17 protein-coding genes are annotated in these 16877 nt (G+C 71.3%); 9 read left to right on the top strand and 8 right to left on the bottom strand.

Annotated elements, in window-relative coordinates:
- Window positions 1–12: 12 nt before the first annotated feature.
- Window positions 13–618 carry a TetR/AcrR family transcriptional regulator gene (locus K338_RS0108745; RefSeq protein ID WP_022917797.1) on the top strand — a complete coding sequence of 202 codons (606 nt, stop codon included), beginning with the start codon at window positions 13–15 and terminating at the stop codon, window positions 616–618.
- A gap of 7 nt (window positions 619–625) precedes the next feature.
- Here K338_RS0108745 and K338_RS0108740 read toward each other — a convergent pair whose 3' ends face one another.
- Window positions 626–1261 (bottom strand): LuxR C-terminal-related transcriptional regulator, encoded by a 636-nt coding sequence (locus tag K338_RS0108740; protein ID WP_022917796.1) that lies wholly within the window; start codon window positions 1259–1261, stop codon window positions 626–628.
- The gene (locus K338_RS0108735) at window positions 1258–2454 is read right to left on the bottom strand and encodes a sensor histidine kinase (protein ID WP_022917795.1); all 1197 of its coding nucleotides are present in this window, start codon (window positions 2452–2454) and stop codon (window positions 1258–1260) included. Before K338_RS0108735 ends, K338_RS0108740 begins: the two co-directional genes overlap by 4 nt.
- A 183-nt stretch (window positions 2455–2637) precedes the next feature.
- Between K338_RS0108735 and K338_RS0108730 the strand changes: the two genes are divergently transcribed.
- Together K338_RS0108730 and K338_RS0108725 are read left to right on the top strand one after the other, a co-directional pair.
- Complete coding sequence (locus tag K338_RS0108730) at window positions 2638–3711, top strand: FtsX-like permease family protein (protein ID WP_022917794.1); 1074 nt, start codon at window positions 2638–2640, stop codon at window positions 3709–3711.
- 42 nt (window positions 3712–3753) lie between these two features.
- Window positions 3754–4434 carry an ABC transporter ATP-binding protein gene (locus K338_RS0108725; RefSeq protein WP_022917793.1) on the top strand — a complete coding sequence of 227 codons (681 nt, stop codon included), beginning with the start codon at window positions 3754–3756 and terminating at the stop codon, window positions 4432–4434.
- Between the two features lie 14 nt (window positions 4435–4448).
- On the opposite strand, the gene K338_RS21455 is transcribed toward K338_RS0108725, so the two are convergent.
- The gene (locus K338_RS21455; protein ID WP_022917792.1) at window positions 4449–5717 is read right to left on the bottom strand and encodes an MFS transporter; all 1269 of its coding nucleotides are present in this window, start codon (window positions 5715–5717) and stop codon (window positions 4449–4451) included.
- 67 nt (window positions 5718–5784) lie between these two features.
- On the opposite strand from K338_RS21455, the gene K338_RS0108715 reads away from it, so the two are divergent.
- Window positions 5785–6672 (top strand): LysR family transcriptional regulator, encoded by an 888-nt coding sequence (locus K338_RS0108715; protein WP_022917791.1) that lies wholly within the window; start codon window positions 5785–5787, stop codon window positions 6670–6672.
- Window positions 6673–6696: 24 nt separating this feature from the next.
- Here the strand turns inward: K338_RS0108715 and K338_RS0108710 are convergent, their stop codons facing one another.
- Window positions 6697–7551, bottom strand: coding sequence for a phosphotransferase (locus K338_RS0108710; RefSeq protein ID WP_022917790.1), 855 nt, complete (start codon window positions 7549–7551; stop codon window positions 6697–6699).
- Between the two features lie 69 nt (window positions 7552–7620).
- Here K338_RS0108710 and K338_RS0108705 point away from each other — a divergent pair, with 69 nt between their 5' ends.
- Together K338_RS0108705 and K338_RS0108700 are read left to right on the top strand one after the other, a co-directional pair.
- Window positions 7621–8046 carry a GNAT family N-acetyltransferase gene (locus K338_RS0108705; protein ID WP_022917789.1) on the top strand — a complete coding sequence of 142 codons (426 nt, stop codon included), beginning with the start codon at window positions 7621–7623 and terminating at the stop codon, window positions 8044–8046.
- A gap of 344 nt (window positions 8047–8390) precedes the next feature.
- Entirely contained in the window at window positions 8391–9911 is a 1521-nt protein-coding gene (locus K338_RS0108700) for a SulP family inorganic anion transporter (RefSeq protein WP_022917788.1), read from the top strand.
- Here the strand turns inward: K338_RS0108700 and K338_RS21450 are convergent.
- The 4 genes from K338_RS21450 to K338_RS0108680 form a co-directional block, all read right to left on the bottom strand.
- Window positions 9883–11022 (bottom strand): acyltransferase family protein, encoded by a 1140-nt coding sequence (locus tag K338_RS21450; RefSeq protein ID WP_022917787.1) that lies wholly within the window; start codon window positions 11020–11022, stop codon window positions 9883–9885. The two genes, K338_RS0108700 and K338_RS21450, sit on opposite strands and share 29 nt — an antisense overlap.
- A gap of 165 nt (window positions 11023–11187) precedes the next feature.
- Entirely contained in the window at window positions 11188–12012 is an 825-nt protein-coding gene (locus K338_RS0108690; RefSeq protein ID WP_022917786.1) for a hypothetical protein, read from the bottom strand.
- Complete coding sequence (locus K338_RS0108685; RefSeq protein WP_022917785.1) at window positions 12012–12716, bottom strand: ABC transporter ATP-binding protein; 705 nt, start codon at window positions 12714–12716, stop codon at window positions 12012–12014. Before K338_RS0108685 ends, K338_RS0108690 begins: the two co-directional genes overlap by 1 nt.
- A complete protein-coding gene (locus K338_RS0108680) occupies window positions 12706–13107 on the bottom strand; it encodes a GntR family transcriptional regulator (RefSeq protein ID WP_022917784.1) in 402 nt (133 codons plus the stop codon). The genes K338_RS0108685 and K338_RS0108680 overlap by 11 nt, the downstream gene beginning before the upstream one ends.
- 101 nt (window positions 13108–13208) lie before the next feature.
- On the opposite strand from K338_RS0108680, the gene K338_RS0108675 reads away from it, so the two are divergent.
- The 3 genes from K338_RS0108675 to K338_RS0108665 are packed head-to-tail and all read left to right on the top strand — an operon-like array spanning window position 13209 to window position 16877.
- A complete protein-coding gene (locus K338_RS0108675) occupies window positions 13209–14519 on the top strand; it encodes a glycosyltransferase family protein (protein ID WP_157612326.1) in 1311 nt (436 codons plus the stop codon).
- On the top strand, window positions 14506–15726 hold the full coding sequence (locus K338_RS0108670) for a glycosyltransferase family 4 protein (RefSeq protein ID WP_027286618.1): 1221 nt from the start codon (window positions 14506–14508) through the stop codon (window positions 15724–15726). The genes K338_RS0108675 and K338_RS0108670 overlap by 14 nt, the downstream gene beginning before the upstream one ends.
- A complete protein-coding gene (locus tag K338_RS0108665; RefSeq protein ID WP_022917783.1) occupies window positions 15726–16877 on the top strand; it encodes a glycosyltransferase family 4 protein in 1152 nt (383 codons plus the stop codon). Before K338_RS0108670 ends, K338_RS0108665 begins: the two co-directional genes overlap by 1 nt.

Below are 16877 nucleotides of genomic sequence, written 5' to 3'. Positions count from 1 at the left end.
TAGGCTCAGGGGGTGACCACAGCACTCGAGCGGCTCGCCCCGCACCGGCGCCGTCAGCTGGTGCGCCTGGCCGCCGAGGAGTTCGCCGCTGCCGGGTTCGCGGCGGCCTCGCTGAACCGGATCCTCGCCGGGATGGGCATGAGCAAGAGCTCCTTCTACCACCTGCTCTCCTCCAAGGAGGAGCTCTACCAGCTCGCGGTCGCCGACCTGGCCGCCGAGGTCGCCGCCGACCTGCACCCGCCGGCACCGGAGACCTTTGCCGGGCCGGCGTTCTGGCCGCAGGTCGCCGAGCTCACCGACCAGCTCACTGCAGTGCTGGTGGGCAACGAGGACGCGCTGCTGCTGGGCCGGCTGGTCTACGCCGGTGGCGCCCCCGGCGCAGCGGCGATCGAGGGGATCGAGGCCTGGGTGGGCCGGGTGCTGGCGGTCGGGCGGGAGAGCGGCCAGGTGCGCACCGAGCTGCCGGCGGACCTGCAGCTGGCGCTGGTCACGGCCGTGCTGCGCACGCTGGACGAGTGGTCGGTGGCTGATCAGGCCCGGCAGGGCACCGCGCAGGCGGCCGACCTGACCGCAGCCCAGCTCGACCTGCTGCACCGGATGCTGGCCACCGACCGATGAAGCGGCCTCAGCGGCGGATCAGGCCCTGCTTGGCCGCCTCCGCTGCGGCCGCAGTGCGGGAGTCGACGCCCAGCTTGGTGTAGATGTGCACCAGGTGGGACTTCACCGTGGCCTCGGAGATGAACAGCGCCCGGGCGATCTGTAGGTTCGACAGCCCGGCGGCCACCTGGGTGAGCACGTCGATCTCCCGAGCGGACAGCGCCCGGCCCGGTGAACGCATCCGGTCCATCAGCCGCAACGCCACCGCCGGGGCGAGCGCCGACTGGCCCGCGGCCGCGGTGCGCACTGCGGCCAGCAGCTCCTCGGGCGGGGCGTCCTTGAGCAGGTAGCCGGCCGCCCCGGCCTCCACGGCGGCGAGGATGTCCGCATCGGTGTCATAGGTGGTCAGGACGAGCACCCGCGGCGGATCCGGCAGGGCGGCGATCTGCTCGGTGGCGCCGATACCGGCCAGCTCCGAGCCGAACTGCAGGTCCATCAGCACCACGTCCAGCGCGCCCGCTGCCCGCAGCTCGCCGGCGCGGCGCACCGCCACGGCGGCAGTGCCCGCCTCGCCCTGCACCTGCATGTCCTCGGCCAGCTCCAGGACCGCGCGCAGCCCGGCGCGCACCACCGGGTGGTCGTCCGCGAGCAGCAGGTCGATCATCGTTCCTCATGCTCCACTTCGCCGGCGAACCGGACACTCACCGCGGTCCCGGCCCCGGGTGCGGACTCCACCACCAGCGTGCCACCCAGCTCGGCGGCCCGCGAGCGCATCGAGGCCAGGCCGAAGCCGCCCTCCGGTCCGGGCCCGTCCGGTAGGTCTGCCGGGTCGAAACCGCTGCCGTCGTCCACCAGGTCCAGGTGCACCTCGCCGGCCAGGAAGGTGAGGGTGATGGTGGCCCGGGTGGCACCGGCGTGCGCCACAGTGTTCGCCAGCGCCGACTGCGCGATCCGCAGCAACGCCACCTCCCAGGCGGTCGGCAGGGCGAACGGCTCACCCTCGGTGCGCAGCGTCACCTCCGGGGTGCGGGTCCGGTCGGCCAGCCGGCGCAGCGCATCGACCAACGACGTGGCGCGCAGGTCCGGCGGTGCGAGAGCCCGCACCAGGCTGCGCGCCTCCCCGAGGTTGTCCAGCGACACCTGGCGGGCCTGCTCCACATAGCCGGCCGGTCCGTCCAGGCCGGGGTGCTCGGCCAGCTGCCGGCCAGCGGCGGTGAGCAGCAGGTTCACCGAGGAGAACCCCTGGGTGAGGGTGTCATGGATCTCCCGGGCGAGACGTTCCCGCTCGGCCAGCACCCCCTGCTCGCGTTCGGCCGCGGCCAGCTCCGCCCGGGTGGCGGTCAGCTCCGCGATCAGTGCCCGCCGCCGCTCGGACTCGGCGTGCAGCTGCTGGAACCCCCAGACGGTGGCGACCACCACGGCGGCGCCGAGCACCGGGCCGACCGCCATCGCCACCATGAACTCGCGCTGGTGCCAGGCGAACCCTGCCACCGCCACCGCCGCAGTGATGCCGACCAGCACCAGCCCCACCCGCCAGGGCAGCAGGTGCAGCAGCAGGAAGTACCAGGCGAACGCCAGCCAGACCGCATCCGGGGTGAGCACCAGCAGCACCAACCAGGCCACCAGCAGCACAGCGAGCCACAGCCCGGCCCCGGCTGCAGATCGGCGCACACCGGACAGCAGCGGACCGGTCAGGTACACCGCGCCGACCACGACAGCCGCGGTCAGCACCCCGCCCGGGTGCTCGGCGGCCCCGAGGAACGCGCGCACAGTGGCCAGCACGAGCAGCGCGAGCACCAGCAGGTGCAGGCACGCGCTCAGCAGTCGCGGCACCGGGGTGAGAGCGCGCTCGGTCATGGTGCCGACCAGCCTAAGCGGCAGGTCCGCGCCCAGGCATCGATCGAACGGTTGATACCCACCTGGACCGGATGGCCAGGAAAGCTCGACCCCGCAGGCGATGCTCCGCCGTCCCGGGCTGAGGAGAGTGGAACCTGCCCGATCCGCACCGCCCGATCGAGCTGTCCCACTGTGAGGAGTGCCGTGTTCGTCGCCGTCCGTGACCTGAAGTTCGCCCGTGGCCGTTTCGCCCTGATGGGCGGGGTGGTTGCCCTGATCACCCTGCTCGTGGTGCTGCTCTCCGGCCTGACGGCGGGACTCGCCCGGGAGAACACCTCTGCGGTGCTTGCCCTGCCGGGCCAGGAGGTGGTCTTCGCCGCACCTGCCGAGGGGCAGTCGCCGTCGTTCGCCGAGTCGCAGATTCCCGACGGCGCCGCTCACCTGTGGGCGGACACGCCCGGGGTGCAGCAGGTCGAGCCGCTGCAGATCCGCACCAGCCGGCTGACCGTGGGCGAGCGGTCTGCGACCGTGGCCGCCTTCGCCGTGCCCGCCGGCTCCACGCTGCCGCCCACGGACGTGCCGGACGGGCAGGTGCTGCTGCCGGCGGCGGTGGCCGAGGAGCTCGACGTCTCCGCCGGTGACCAGGTGCGGATCAACGGCGAGGAGGTGCTCCTCGGCGCGGTCGGTGGTCAGGACGCCTACTCCCACCTGTCGGTCGCCTGGTTGCCCGGTGGGCTGGACGCGGGCGGCGGGGACCAGCACGGCGATGCCGCCACGGTGCTGGTGCTGGGCACCGACCAGCTCACCGACGCCGACCGGCAGGCCACCGACGCGGCTGCCGGCACCGAGACGCTGCCGTTGGCCGACTCGGTGCAGGCGCTGCCCTCGTTCAGCAGCGAGAACGGTTCGCTGCAGCTGATGCGCGGGCTGCTGCTGGTCATCTCCGCGCTGGTGATCGGCGCGTTCTTCACCGTGTGGACCGTGCAGCGGCGCGGTGAGATCGCCGTGCTCAAGGCGGTCGGTGCCAGCACCGGGTACCTGCTGCGGGACGCGCTCGGCCAGGCACTGGTGCTGCTGCTGCTCGGCACCCTCCTCGGGGCCGGGGCAGCCACCGGTCTCGGGCTGCTCGCTGCCGGGACGGTGCCGTTCGTGCTGGACGTGGCGACCGTGGCGGTGCCGGTGCTGGCGCTGGTGGCACTCGGGCTGCTCGGTGCCGCGGTCTCGCTGCGCCAGATCGTCTCCGTGGATCCGCTCACCGCCCTGGGCAGCGCCCGCTGAGCCGGCCCCCGACCCCCTGACCGTTCGACCTAGGAGCCCACGATGACCCTGCAGCTGACCGACATCACCCTCACCTACCCGGACGGCGAGTCCCGGTTGACCGCCCTGGACCAGGTGACCATGACCGCCGAGCGGGGGCGCCTGACCGCTGTCGTGGGACCCTCCGGTTCCGGCAAGTCCAGCCTGCTCGCCGTGGCTGCCACGCTGATCACCCCGGAGACCGGGCAGGTGCTCCTGGACGGCACCGAGCTGACGAGGCTGTCTGCGCGTGAGCGCACCCGGGTGCGCCGCGAGCAGATCGGCATCGTGTTCCAGACCTCGAACCTGATCGCCTCGCTGACGGCGCTGGAGCAGCTGACCGTGATGGCCCACCTCGGCGGGGGCCGGCTGGAGCGCGCCCGGGACCAGGCGATGGAGCTGCTGGACGCGGTCGGCCTGGCCGATCAGGCCGGGCGCCGCCCGCACCAGCTCTCCGGTGGTCAGCGCCAGCGGGTGACCATCGCCCGCGGGCTGATGAACGACCCGGGCCTGCTGCTCGTGGACGAACCGACCAGCGCACTGGACTCCGAGCGCGGCGCCGCCATCCTCGGCCTGCTCCGCCGGCTCACCCTGGAGCGCGAGGTGGCCACGGTGATGGTCACCCACGACAAGGACCAGCTCGCCCACGCCGATGACGTGGTGGAGATCGTCGACGGGCGGGCCCGCGTGCTCGAAGGGGTGTGAGGGCGTCTCCGCCCTTACCTGGACGCCGTCCTCGCGGTGGGCGAGACCTTCCGCCGGCGGAGGGTCTCCACCACCCAGATGGCGGTGCCCACCGCCGGGAAGGCGGCGCCCAGCAGGCAGACCCCGGCCCAGCCGTAGCTGCCGTACACGACGGCGGAGGCCGCGCTGCCCAGTGACCCGGCAGCGAAGTAGCAGGTCATGTAGGCGGTGTTCAGCCGGCTGCGGGCATCCGGGCGCAGCGGGTAGAACAGCGACTGGTTGGTGATGTGCGTGCCCTGGATGCCCAGGTCCAGCAACGCCACCCCGACCGCCAGTGCCGCCAGGTGCTGCTCACCGATCCACAGCAGCAGGAAGCTGGCCGCGGTGGCCGCCACGAACGGTCCGGTCTGCGTGAAGCCGTGGCCGCGGTCGGCGAGCCGGCCGGCGAACCGGGCTGCCAGCGCACCGGCCACGCCGAACAGGGTGAACAGGCCGATCTGGGCGTCGCTGAAGTAGTGCGGCTCCCCGGCGAGGAGGAAGCCGATCGGGGTCCAGAACACCCCGAACGAGGCATAGGTGAGGGCGCCGTAGACCATCCGGCGGCGCAGCAGCGGCTCCTCGCGCACCAGCGCCAGCACCGACCGCAGCAGGGCGCTGTACCGCAGCTGGGCCGGCGGCGGCACCTTCGGCAGCTCACGGTGCAGCAGGACCGCGGTGAGCACCATCAGGCCGGCAGCCATCCAGAACACCGCCTGCCAGCCGAGCACCTCGGTGACCAGACCGGCCACCACCCGGGACAACAGGATGCCCAGCAGCAGACCGGTCATCACGTTCCCGATCACCCGGCCGCGCTCGTGCTCAGCGGCCAGCGAGGCGGCGAACGGCACCAGCACCTGCCCCACCACTGAGCTCACCCCGACCAGCAGCGCGGCGACGCCCAGCACCTGCCAGCTCGGCGCCAGAGCCATCGCCACCAGGCAGAGCGTGGTCACCGTGAGCACACCGGTGAGCAGCCGGCGGCGCTCCAGCAGGTCACCGAGCGGCACGAGGAACGCGAGCCCGAACGCATACCCGACCTGGCTCGCGGTGACCACCAGGCCGACGCTGGTGGTGGAGGCGTCGAAGGTGTCGGCGATGATGCCCACGACCGGCTGGGCGTAGTAGCTGTTCGCGACCACAAGCCCGGAGGCCAGGGCCATCACCAGCACGAGTCGTCCGCTGATGCCGGGGTTCTGTGCAGCATTCCCCGGTGTCCGGCTGGAGCCGGTGATCTGCGCAGAGGGCCGGCCGGGTTCGTCAGACATGCAGACAGAGTCCCGTGAGCACCGGCGATAAGTCCAACAACTGAGTCAGATAGAGTGCATCACTATCATGAATGACGCGGGTGTGCCGTTGGATCTGCGCCGGCTCCGGCACCTGGTCGTGGTGGCGGACGTGGGCAGCTTCACAGCTGCTGCGGCCGAGCTGGGGCTGTCCCAGCCGGGCCTGAGCTCCTCGATCCGGCGACTGGAGGCCGAAGTCGGTGCCGTGCTGCTCGAGCGAGGGCCCCGGGTCCGCCCGACGCCTGCCGGTACCGAGCTGGTCAGGGCCGCACGTGGTCTGCTGGCGAGCGCTGCCCGGGCGCGGGACCAGGTCTCGGCCATCACCGAGCTTGCCGCCGGCGAGGTGTGCATCGGCACCGTGCAGACGTTCACCTCGGTGGACCTGGCCGGTCTGCTCGCCGAGTTCCACACCGCGCACCCGGGTGTGCGCATCACACTGCGGGAGGACACCACCGCGTCCCTGCTGCAGGCCCTCAGTGCCGGGGAGCTGGACCTGGCGTTCGTGGCCCTGGACGACAGTCCGTTGCCGACCGGGCTTCGGGCCGCTCAGGTGTTCGAGGACGAGCTGGTGCTGATCACCGGACCGCAGACCGCGTTGGCCGGTGCCGAGAGCGTCCAGCTCAGCGAGCTCGCTGGGGCGGACTTCGTGGACTTCCAGGCGGGGACCGGCCTGCAGACTGTGGTGGAGCGGCTGTGCGCCCAGGCGGGGCTGCGCCGCCGGATCGCCTTTGCCGCCACCCAGATGAGCATGGTGCTCGCCCTGGTCCGGCACGGTCTCGGGGTAGCGATCGTGCCGCACCCGGTTGCTGTCGACAGCGGGTTGCCGACGGTCGGTCTAGCTGGTCTGGTGCGGCGGCTGGCGCTGGTGCTGCGGGCCGGAGAGCCGGCCAACCCGGCGGCGGCTGCTCTGCTGGACCTGCACCAGAGCGCCCACTGACAGGACCGGTGGGACGCGAACCGCTCAGAACACCGCGAGTGCCTCCGCGAGCATCCGGAACCCCTGGGCCTCGAACTGTTCATCGCCCACCTGGTAGGCCCATACCGCTGTGCCGACAGCCTCGCGCAGCTGGACCCGGCGCCAGGCGTGCACCTCCCGCGGGTCCGGTCCGTATCCGGAGAAGAAGGCTGCTTCCAGGTCCGGCCGGTCGCGGAACTGCCGGGCGGCGAGCCGGGCCAGGTCGGTCATCGGCTCCCGCAACGCCGCCCGGCCGAAGTCGATCACCCGCACAGTGCCATCGTCGATCAGCCAGTTGCGTGGCTGCCAGTCGCCATGGGTGGGTACCAACGTCGCCGGGGGAGTGGGCCAGGAGGCGATCAGCTTCTGCAGCCGGGCGGTCTCAGCGTCCGGGATCCGGTGCTCCCCGGCCAACCAGGCCAGGGTGCGCCGGTTCTGCGCATCCTCGTGACCGGGGTCGACGCTGCGATGCTGACCATGGAAGCTGGCGAGCAGGGCTCCGGCCTGGGCGTAGGTGTCCGCGCGGTCCTCTGCGGGATGACCCTGGACCAGGACACCGGGCAGGTAGCGGGTGACCAACAACTTCGCCTCCCGGTCCCGGTGCAGCAGCTGCGGTGCGTGCCCGGTGGCCGTCCACGGGCTGAGCCAGTGCAGGTGCGCGTGGATCTCCCGCTCCAGGTGATGGTCCTTCGGACCGCCAGCCTTGACGATGCAGCGGGTGCCGTCGGCAGCGAGCACGTCCAGCACGGTGGTGCCCACCAGACCCCAGCTCAGGTCTGCCTGCACCAGCGCACCGGGCAGCCAGGCGGCCAGCAGCTCGCGCTGGCGCGGGGACAGCGGCGTCAACAGTTCGGCGGACACCCCAGTGATGCTAGGTGAGGCGCGAAAAACGCGTTGACGAGCACCGCCGTCGAGAACCTACGGTGAGCCATGGCAACGACCCGGCTCGCCCGACCCGACGACCTGGACGCACTCCGCGCCCTCGACCCCTGGCCCAGCGAGAAGTCCTGGAACCGGCTGATCGGAAACGGCGAGGTGATGGTGCTCGAGGAAGGTGACGCCGTCGTCGGCATGCTGCACTATGCCGTGCTGTGGGCCACGGTGCCGTTCCTCTGCCAGATCATGATCGCCGAGGCCCACCGCGGCCAGGGACACTCCCGGCTGATGATCGACGCACTCGCCGACCACCTGCGTTCCGAGGGGTACGTGGCCCTGCTCAGCTCCTCGCAGACCGACGAGCCGCAGCCGCAGGCCTGGCACGTGCACCTGGGTTTCACCTCGAACGGCATCCTGGAGAACATCGAGGACGAAGGCATCGGCGAGGTCGTCTTCCGGCTCATGCTCACCGACGACTAAGACCGCACCAGCACCGGCCCGAGACGCTCGGGTGGCGGACGCCCATCGCCGCCATCATCTTCACCGCCTGCCACGGTTGCCTGCTGGTAGCGCGCCACCCGCAGGCTCATGTCCCCGACGTCCGGTGCGCGTGCCGGGCGCCGATCCTGGGTGGGCAGCCTGCAGGTCGACGCGCTGTCCGCAGGCTGATCAGCCCGGATGCGGTCAGCAGCGGGCCACTAGACTCTGCTGCCGCTGCGACAGCACACGATGTGTGTGCTCAGCGCTCGCAGCCCGCTCGACCAGCACGAGCGTGAACGGCTACCCGCCGGCCTCTTCCACTGACCGACGAACGGAGCCCACCCATGTCCACCGGGTCCCCAGCGCGGCCGCAGGGTCCACCCACCGACCACCCCGCCCACTCGGTGCGAGCCGCACTGCGCTCGCCGCGGATGCTGCGCACCGAGGTGCTCGGCGGTCTGGTGGTCGCGCTCGCGCTGATCCCCGAGGCGATCTCGTTCTCGCTGATCGCCGGCGTCGACCCACGCGTGGGGCTGTTCGCCTCGTTCACGATGGCCGTGACCATCGCGTTCACCGGCGGCCGGCGGGCGATGATCTCCGCCGCCACCGGTGCGGTTGCGCTCGTGGTGGCGCCGCTCACCCGCCAGTACGGGCTCGACTACCTGGTCGCGACCGTGCTGCTGGCCGGAGCGCTGCAGATCGTCCTCGGCCTGCTCGGGGTGGCGCGGTTGATGCGGTTCATCCCGCGCAGCGTGATGATCGGGTTCGTCAACGCGCTGGCCATCCTCATCTTCATCGCCCAGCTGCCGCACCTGGTCAACGTCCCGTGGCAGGTCTACCCCCTGGTGGCAGCCGGTGTGCTGGTCATCGTGCTCTTCCCCAAGGTCACCAAGGTGGTGCCCGCCCCGCTGGTCGCGATCGTGCTGCTCACTGCTGTGGTCCTGCTGCTGGGTATCCACGTGCCGACCGTCGGCGACCAGGGTGAGCTGCCGGAGAGCCTGCCCACCCTGTTCTGGCCCGACGTGCCGCTCACCCTCGAGACGCTGCAGATCATCGGCCCGGTGGCGCTGGGCGTGGCAGTGGTGGGTCTGCTGGAGTCACTGATGACGGCCAAGCTCGTCGACGACATCACCGACACCCACTCCGACAAGACCCGGGAGACCTGGGGCCAGGGCGTGGCGAACATCGTCACCGGCCTGTTCGGCGGCATGGGTGGCTGCGCCATGATCGGCCAGACGATGATCAACGTGAAGCAGTCCGGCTCCCGCACCCGGATCTCCACGTTCTTGGCCGGTGTGTTCCTGCTCATCCTCGTGGTCGTTCTCGGTGACGTGGTCGCGCTGATGCCGATGGCTGCCTTGGTCGCGGTGATGATCATGGTCTCGGTCGGCACGTTCGACCTCCACAGCGTGCACCCGGCGACGCTGCGGCGGATGCCGCTGAGTGCCACCGTGATCATGGTCGTGACCGTGGTGGCCACTGTGGTCACCAGCAACCTGGCGATCGGGGTGCTGCTCGGGGTGGTCGTGGCGACCCTGTTCTTCGCCCGTCGGGTCGCGCACTTCACCGAGGTGGTCGACGTGACGCGCCCGGCGGAGGAGACCCGCGTGTACGCGGTCCGAGGTGTGCTGTTCTTCGCCTCCAGCAACGACCTGGTGTACCAGTTCGACTACGCCGGCGACCCGCAGCACGTGATCATCGACCTGTCCGAGTCGCAGATCTACGACTCCTCGACCGTGGCTGCTTTGGACGCCATCGAGCTGAAGTACGCCCAGAAGGGAAAGAAGGTGGAGATCGTCGGGTTGAACGAGGCCAGCCTCGCCTGGCACCGCCCGCTCACCGGGCGGCTGGGTACCGGCGAGTAGCCCGGTCTTCACCGAGGTGCGGGCCGACCCCTTCGAGCGCCTTCCGCAACGGCCGGTGCACCGGCTGCTCCACGAAGCGGTGCACCAACCACGCCATCAGCAGCGAGAGGACCACGGCCGCGGTGAGGGTCAGCCACTTGCCCAGCACCGGGTGCAGCACCTGGATCAGCGCCCAGCCGAAGTACTCGTGCAACAGGTAGAGCGGATAGGTGAGCGCGCCCAGGAACGTCAGCACCCGCCAGTCCAGGTCCCGGACCGCCGGCACCAGGGCGACAGCCGCCACTGCCGCGATGGTGCCCAGCACCACCAGGCTGAAGAGCAGCGCGGAGGTGTGCTCACCACTGGCGACGGCGTCGATCACGTCGATCTTGTGCGTCGCACCGATCACCATCGCCTGGGCAGCGTTCAGCCCCACCAGTGCCCACCGCTGCCAGCTGTGCCCGTCCCGATAGATGACGTACAGCACCATCCCGGCCGCGAACAGCGGCGCCCAGCTCAGTGCCGTGGCTCGGGCGTCCACGTGCGGCACGGTCATCACCAGGGCCGTGCAGACCAGCGGGAGGGCGAACGCCACAGCCAGCACCCGCCGTCGGGTGATGCCCAGGAACGCCATCACGAGCATCAGCAGGTAGAACTGCATCTCCACCCACAACGTCCAGTACACGCCGTCCACGCTCGGTATCCCGAACGGTTCGTGGAACATGGTGAGGTTCGCCAGCACCTCCCCGATGCTGCGGTCGGAGAACGCCGGCCAGGCCCAGCGCAACGTCGCCGTGGCGAGCACCGCTACCCAGAACGCCGGGTAGAGCCGGCTGATCCGGGAGGCGACGAACTGTCGCGGGCTGCGGCCCCACACCGACATCAGGATCACGAACCCGCTGATGGTGAAGAACAGGTGCACCCCGGCGTAGCCGTACCGGACCACGTGGGACAGCGCCGGGAACAGCTCGTGCGGCAGCTGGGCGCCCCACCGGCCATGGTCGCGCGTGGTGAAGTGGAACAGCACCACCGCCAGCGCGGCGAGCAGGCGCAGCGCATCCATCGCCCGCAGCCGCACCCCCGGCCGGGCGGGGGTGCGCGGGCGTGCAGTGGTGGCGGTCGGGCTGGTCACGTTCCTCGAACGTAACGCGCCTTCCTGGGTGCCACCTGGGCAGAACCTGGGCGTCGTGGCAGAGCACGCACCCTCGACCTGTCGACAGCCAGGTGCGTGCGCGGAACGACCATCTGCCCGCTGTGCTCGACGACCACGTCCACTGGTCCGCTGGCGCTGGCTGGTTCAGACCAGCGACACCCGCCGGTTCCAGGAGCGCACGCTCCAGGCGATGCACACGGCGGAGACCGCCAGCAGTCCGGGCAGGAACCCCACCGGCATCACCTCGGCGGTGTTGCTGGTGCCGGCTGCGATCTCGGCGAACAGGTTGAAGGGCACCACTCCCAGCCGGTCGCCGTCCATGCCGATGGCCAGCGGGACCACCGCGAAGGACGCGAACGTGATCACCTGCACGGCCAGGTAGAGACCGAGCCAGACCAGCACCGGACCGCCGATGCCCAACCGGTTCAACGGGGACTGGCTACCGATCGAGGCGGCGAAGAAGTACTGCGTGGGCCAGATGAGGATCATCACCACGAATGCGGCGAGTGCGCTGGGGACTCCCCAGCCGGGCGCCAGCTCGCCCAGCTGCGCCCAGCCCTGCCGCAACGTCGTGAACAGTGCGTCGGTCTGACCGCCGGTAGCGCCGGAGACCACCGGTGCTGCCGCAAGCACCATGCCCACGCTCAGCGCGGCTGCGACCAGGGAGACCAGCCAGGCCCAGAGCAGCTTCGACCAGTAGATGGTCGAGCCCCGCAGCGGCAGGGTCTGGGTCAGGTACCCGGTGCGGCCGTAGCTGGAGCGCCAGTAGGTCACCGTCAGCATGAGCTGTGCTGCCGGGACCAGGCCGAAGACGGCAGCCAGACCGGCGACCAGCCCGACCGACGCGAGGATCGGCACGCCGGTGGCAACCAGCAGCGTGCCCGCGAGGGCGAGCAGCACTGCGACCCCGGCCACCAGGGCGAGCATGTCGCGGGTGCGGAGGAACTCGTGCTTGAGCAGCGTGAACATCAGCGGTACACCTTTCGGAAGATCTGTTCGAGGCTGGCGCCGTGCTCGGCGCGCAGGTCGTCCACCTCACCGGTGAGCAGCACCCGGCCGTGGCGCATCATCACCACTGAGTCCAGGGCGGTCTCCAGGTCGTGCACCAGGTGGGTGGCGACCAGCAGCAGAGAGTCTGCTTCGAGGCCGCGCAGGATGCCGTCCAGGATGCCTTCGCGGGCGGCCGGGTCGACGCCGGAGATCGGCTCGTCCAGCAGGAACACCCGGGCTCGGCGGGCCATCGCCAAGGAGATCTGCACCTTCTCCCGCATACCCTTGGACATCTCCTTCAGGCGCATCTGGCTGTCCAGGCCGAAGAAGTCGATCAGGTCGGTGGCCTTCTGCCGGTCGAAGTCGGCGTAGAAGTCCTCGAACAGGCCGAGGCAGTAGCTCACCCGGGCCCGGTCCGGCAGCGAGCTCTGGTCCGGTAGGTAGCTCACCAGCGCCTTCGACTCCGGCCCCGGTCGGTGCCCGGCCAGGCGGACGTCGCCGGTGTGGTCGGCGTACACCCCGGCGAGCACCTTGAGCAGAGTGGACTTGCCGCAGCCGTTCTCGCCGAGCAGCCCGACGATGCGGCCGGCAGGCAGGTCCAGGTCGAGCCGGTCAAGCGCGACCTGCATGCCGTAGCGGACGGTCAGGCCACGCACACTGACCAGCGCGTCCTCATCGGTCATGGCCAGTTGCTCCTGCCAGGTCGGTGATGTCGTCGTCATGGGTCCATCTCTCCTCGATCAGTCGTCGTGCCTGGTCCGCTGCCATGCCCAGACCGCGGGCGCGGCGGACGAAGTCGTCCGCCGCTCCTTCGGCGAGCTCGGCGCGCAGTGCGTCGATCCGGTCGGCGTCGGTGGTGACGAACCGACCCGCGGTCCGTTCTGACCGGCAGAGCTCTTGTCGCTCCAGCTCGGCCAGCGCCCGCTGCACCGTGTTCGGGTTCACCCCGAGCTCAGCGGCCAGCTCGCGCACCCCGGCGATCCGTCCGCCTGGTGGCCACTGGCTGGTGACGATCCGCCGGGAGAACTCGGCCACGAGCTGTCCCCAGATGGGGGAGCTGGTGTCGAACTCCATGGGCGGCTCCTCGCGTATGACTGTATTAAGTGCTTAGTACAGTGACACGTTGGGGGCGTGGTGTCAATCCCGGAACATGAGAGGGCTCTCATCATCTGTTCATGGGCACCTCATCCACGCTCGCAACCCTCGTCGGCACAGGAGGTCGCGCAGCGGCCGTATCGGCGACCCGGAGGTTCCTCGTGCTGCATGCAGAGCTGGGAGTGCCGCGACGACGCATCGCGCTCTACTCCCACGACACCCAGGGGCTGGGGCACGTGCGGCGGAACATCTCCATCGCCTCCGCGCTGGTCGAGTCCGACCCGGCCACCGACGTGCTGCTGCTCACCGGCGCCCCGGAGGCCGCGGCCCTCCCGCTGCCGGCGAACACCGAGATCGTCACCCTGCCGACGCTGCACAAGGACGTCACCGGCAGCTACCGGCCGAAGACCCTGGGCCTCCCCCTGACCGAGGTGCTGGGCGTACGTGGCCAGATCGTGGCAGCAGCCCTGGACGCCTTCGCACCCGACCTGTTCGTGGTGGACAAGGCGGTGCGCGGTGTGCACGGCGAGCTGGACCTGGCGCTGCGCGCGCTGCGTGGCACCAGCACCACTGTGGTGCTCGGGCTGCGGGACGTGCTCGACTCCCCGGCGGCCACAGTGCAGGAGTGGGAGGCCACCGGCACCACGGCGGCGATCCAGGACTACTACGACGAGGTGTGGGTCTACGGCGACCCGCAGGTGTTCGACGCCGCGGCCGCCTACGACTGGCCCTGGGCCGTGCGCCGCAAGCTCGTCTACACCGGCTACCTCGCCGACCATCGCCCCGACTACCGCCCCCCGCGCAGCCGCCCCGGCGGTGTCGAGGACCAGCCGCTGGTGCCGACCGGCCCCTACGTCCTCTGCCTGGTCGGTGGTGGGCAGGACGGTGCGGCGCTGGCCGAGGCGTTCGTGGCCAGCCCCCTGCCCGCCGGCCACCACGGTGTGCTGGTCACCGGGCCGTACATGAGCCAGCAGCGGCGCCGCAGCCTGGCGGAGACCGCCAGCACCCGCCCGGAGCTGGTCGTGCACGGCTTCACCGACCGCACCCACGAGCTCGTAGCCGGCGCCAGGGCCGCGGTGACCATGGGCGGTTACAACTCGGTCTGCGAGCTGCTCGCCGCCCGCTGCCCGGCACTGGTCGTCCCCCGCACCGTGCCCCGGCTGGAGCAGGCGGTGCGCGCCGCCGCCCTCGCCCAGGTCGGGTGGGTGGACACGCTGCACCCGGACGACCTCAGCCCGGCACGGATCGGCACCTGGCTGTCCCGGACCGTCACCCGACCACGACGCATGCTCGGCCAGATCGACCTGGACGGCCTGGTCCACCTGCGTCAGCGTGCCGAAGCCCTGCTCACCGACCACCACGTGGAGGCCGAACACCATGCTGCCGTCTGACCAGATGCGGATCGGCTACGTCACCAAGATGTATCCGCGGTTCTCCGAGACCTTCATCGTCAACGAGGTGCTCGCCCTGGAGCGAGCCGGCCTGGACCTGGAGATCCTCTCCCTGCACCCACCCGCCGACGGGCGCTTCCACGAGACCCTCAGCCAGGTCCGCGCACCGGTGAGCTACCTCAGCCGGCACGTGCGTGCCCAGGGCCTGTGGGACCGCCTGGAGCGTGCGCACCAGGTCTTCCCGGGCCTGTCCGTGCACCTGGGTGACCTGCTCGAGCTCGAGGCCGTCGACGCCGTCGCCGCGCTGGAGCTCGCCATGGCTGTCCAGGAGCGCGGCCTGGTCCACCTGCACGCCCACTTCGCCTCGGTGGCCACCGCCGTGGCGCGCGTGGCTGCAGCGATCACCGGCATCGGGTACAGCTTCACCGCGCACGCCAAGGACATCTTCCACGAGTCGGTCGACCCGGTGGCGCTGGAGCGCCGCCTCGCCGACGCCACCAGCGTGGTCACGGTCAGCGACTACAACCTGGCCCACCTGCAGCGCACCTTCGGTGCCGCCGCTGACCGGGTGCACCGCATCTACAACGGCCTGGACCTGAGCCGGTTCGGCTACCGGGCTCCTGTCGACCGGGACCGGGTGGTCGTCGGTGTGGGCCGCCTGGTGGAGAAGAAGGGCTTTGGCCACCTGCTCGACGCCGTCGCTCACCTGGCCGCACAGGGTCGCCCGGTCCGGCTGGACCTGGTGGGCACCGGTGAGCTGGAGGCCGCCCTGCGGGAGCAGGTCGCCCGGCTCGGTCTGCACCAGCACGTGCGCCTGCTCGGTCCGCTGCCCCAGCACCGGGTGCGCGAGGTGGTGCAGAGCGCCGGAGCGCTCGCCGCACCCTGTGTGGTGGGCCAGGACGGCAACCGGGACGGGCTGCCCACCATCTTGCTGGAGGCGATGGCCCTGGGCACCCCGTGCGTGGCCACCCCGGTCACCGGGATCCCCGAGGTGCTGCAGCACGAGCAGACCGGGCTGCTGGTCCCGGAGGGGGACCACCTCGCCCTGGCCGAGCAGCTGGACCGGCTGCTCACCGACGAGCAGCTGCGGGTGCGGCTCGCCGGCGCCGCCCGCACCCTGATCGAGACCGAGTTCGACGACAGGTGCACCAGCGCCCAGCTGCGGGACCTGCTCACCGGCGCTGACCTGACCGCGGAGCTGATCTGATGACCGTCGCCTACGTCTGCACCGACCCCGGGGTGCCCGTCTTCGGCCGCAAGGGCGCCTCCGTGCACGTCCAGGCCGTGCTGGCCGCGCTGCAGCGGCGCGGGGAACAGGTACAGCTGATCACCGCCCGCACCGGGGGCCCGGTGCCGCCACAGCTGGCCGACCTGCCGCTGCACCAGGTCTCCCGCGCCCGGCAGACCGACCCGGCCGCACGCGAGGTCGCCACCCAGCAAGCGGACGCCGAGGTCACCCAGGTCCTGGACCACCTGCACGCCAGTGCCGGGGTGGACCTGGTCTACGAGCGGTACTCGCTCTGGGGCCGGGCCGCCTCGGCCTGGGCGCGAGACCACCAGGTGCCTCACCTGCTGGAGGTGAACGCTCCGCTGGTGGCCGAGCAGGCCGAGCACCGGGTGCTGGTGGACCGCGCCGGCGCCGAGAGCGTCGCCGCTGCCGCCCTCTCCGCGACCACAGCCGCCCTGTGCGTCAGCGACCCGGTAGCAGACTGGGCCCGCCGGCACGCCACCGACCCAGCCCGCGTGCACATCCTGGCCAACGGGGTGGACACCACCCGCATCACCCCCGGCCCACCGCCGCCGTCCGAGCCGTTCACAATCGGCTTCGTCGGCACGCTCAAGCCCTGGCACGGCCTGCCCATCCTGCTCGACGCGCTCGCCCTGGTGCTCGCCGACGACCCCGGCTACCGGCTGCTGCTCGTCGGCGACGGACCCGAGCGGGAGGCGCTGGTGGCCCGGGCCGAGCAGCTCGGCATCGTCGACGCCATCGAGGCCACCGGCGCGCTCGACCCCGCGGACATCCCCTCCCAGCTGCACCGGATGCACGTGGCCGTGGCGCCCTACCCTGCCGATGGCGACTTCTACTTCTCCCCACTGAAGCTCTACGAATACCTGGCGGCCGGGCTACCCACCGTAGCCAGCGCCGTCGGCACCCTCCCCGACCTGCTCGACCACGGCCGCCTCGGCGTGCTGGTCGAGCCCGGCCAGCCACGCAAGCTCGCCGACGCGATCACCGCCCTGCGCCAGGACCCCGAGCGTCGGCACCACCTGGGCCAGACCGGCCGGCAGGAGATGGTCCGCCACCACGACTGGACCGGTGTGGTGGACCGTGCTCTCAGCCTGGCAAGGAGGTCCTGA

Source organism: Ruania albidiflava DSM 18029, assembly GCF_000421225.1.
Lineage (GTDB): Bacteria > Actinomycetota > Actinomycetes > Actinomycetales > Beutenbergiaceae > Ruania > Ruania albidiflava.
The sequence above is the reverse complement of the archived record's forward strand: the minus strand, read 5'-3'. Positions and strand labels throughout refer to the sequence as shown.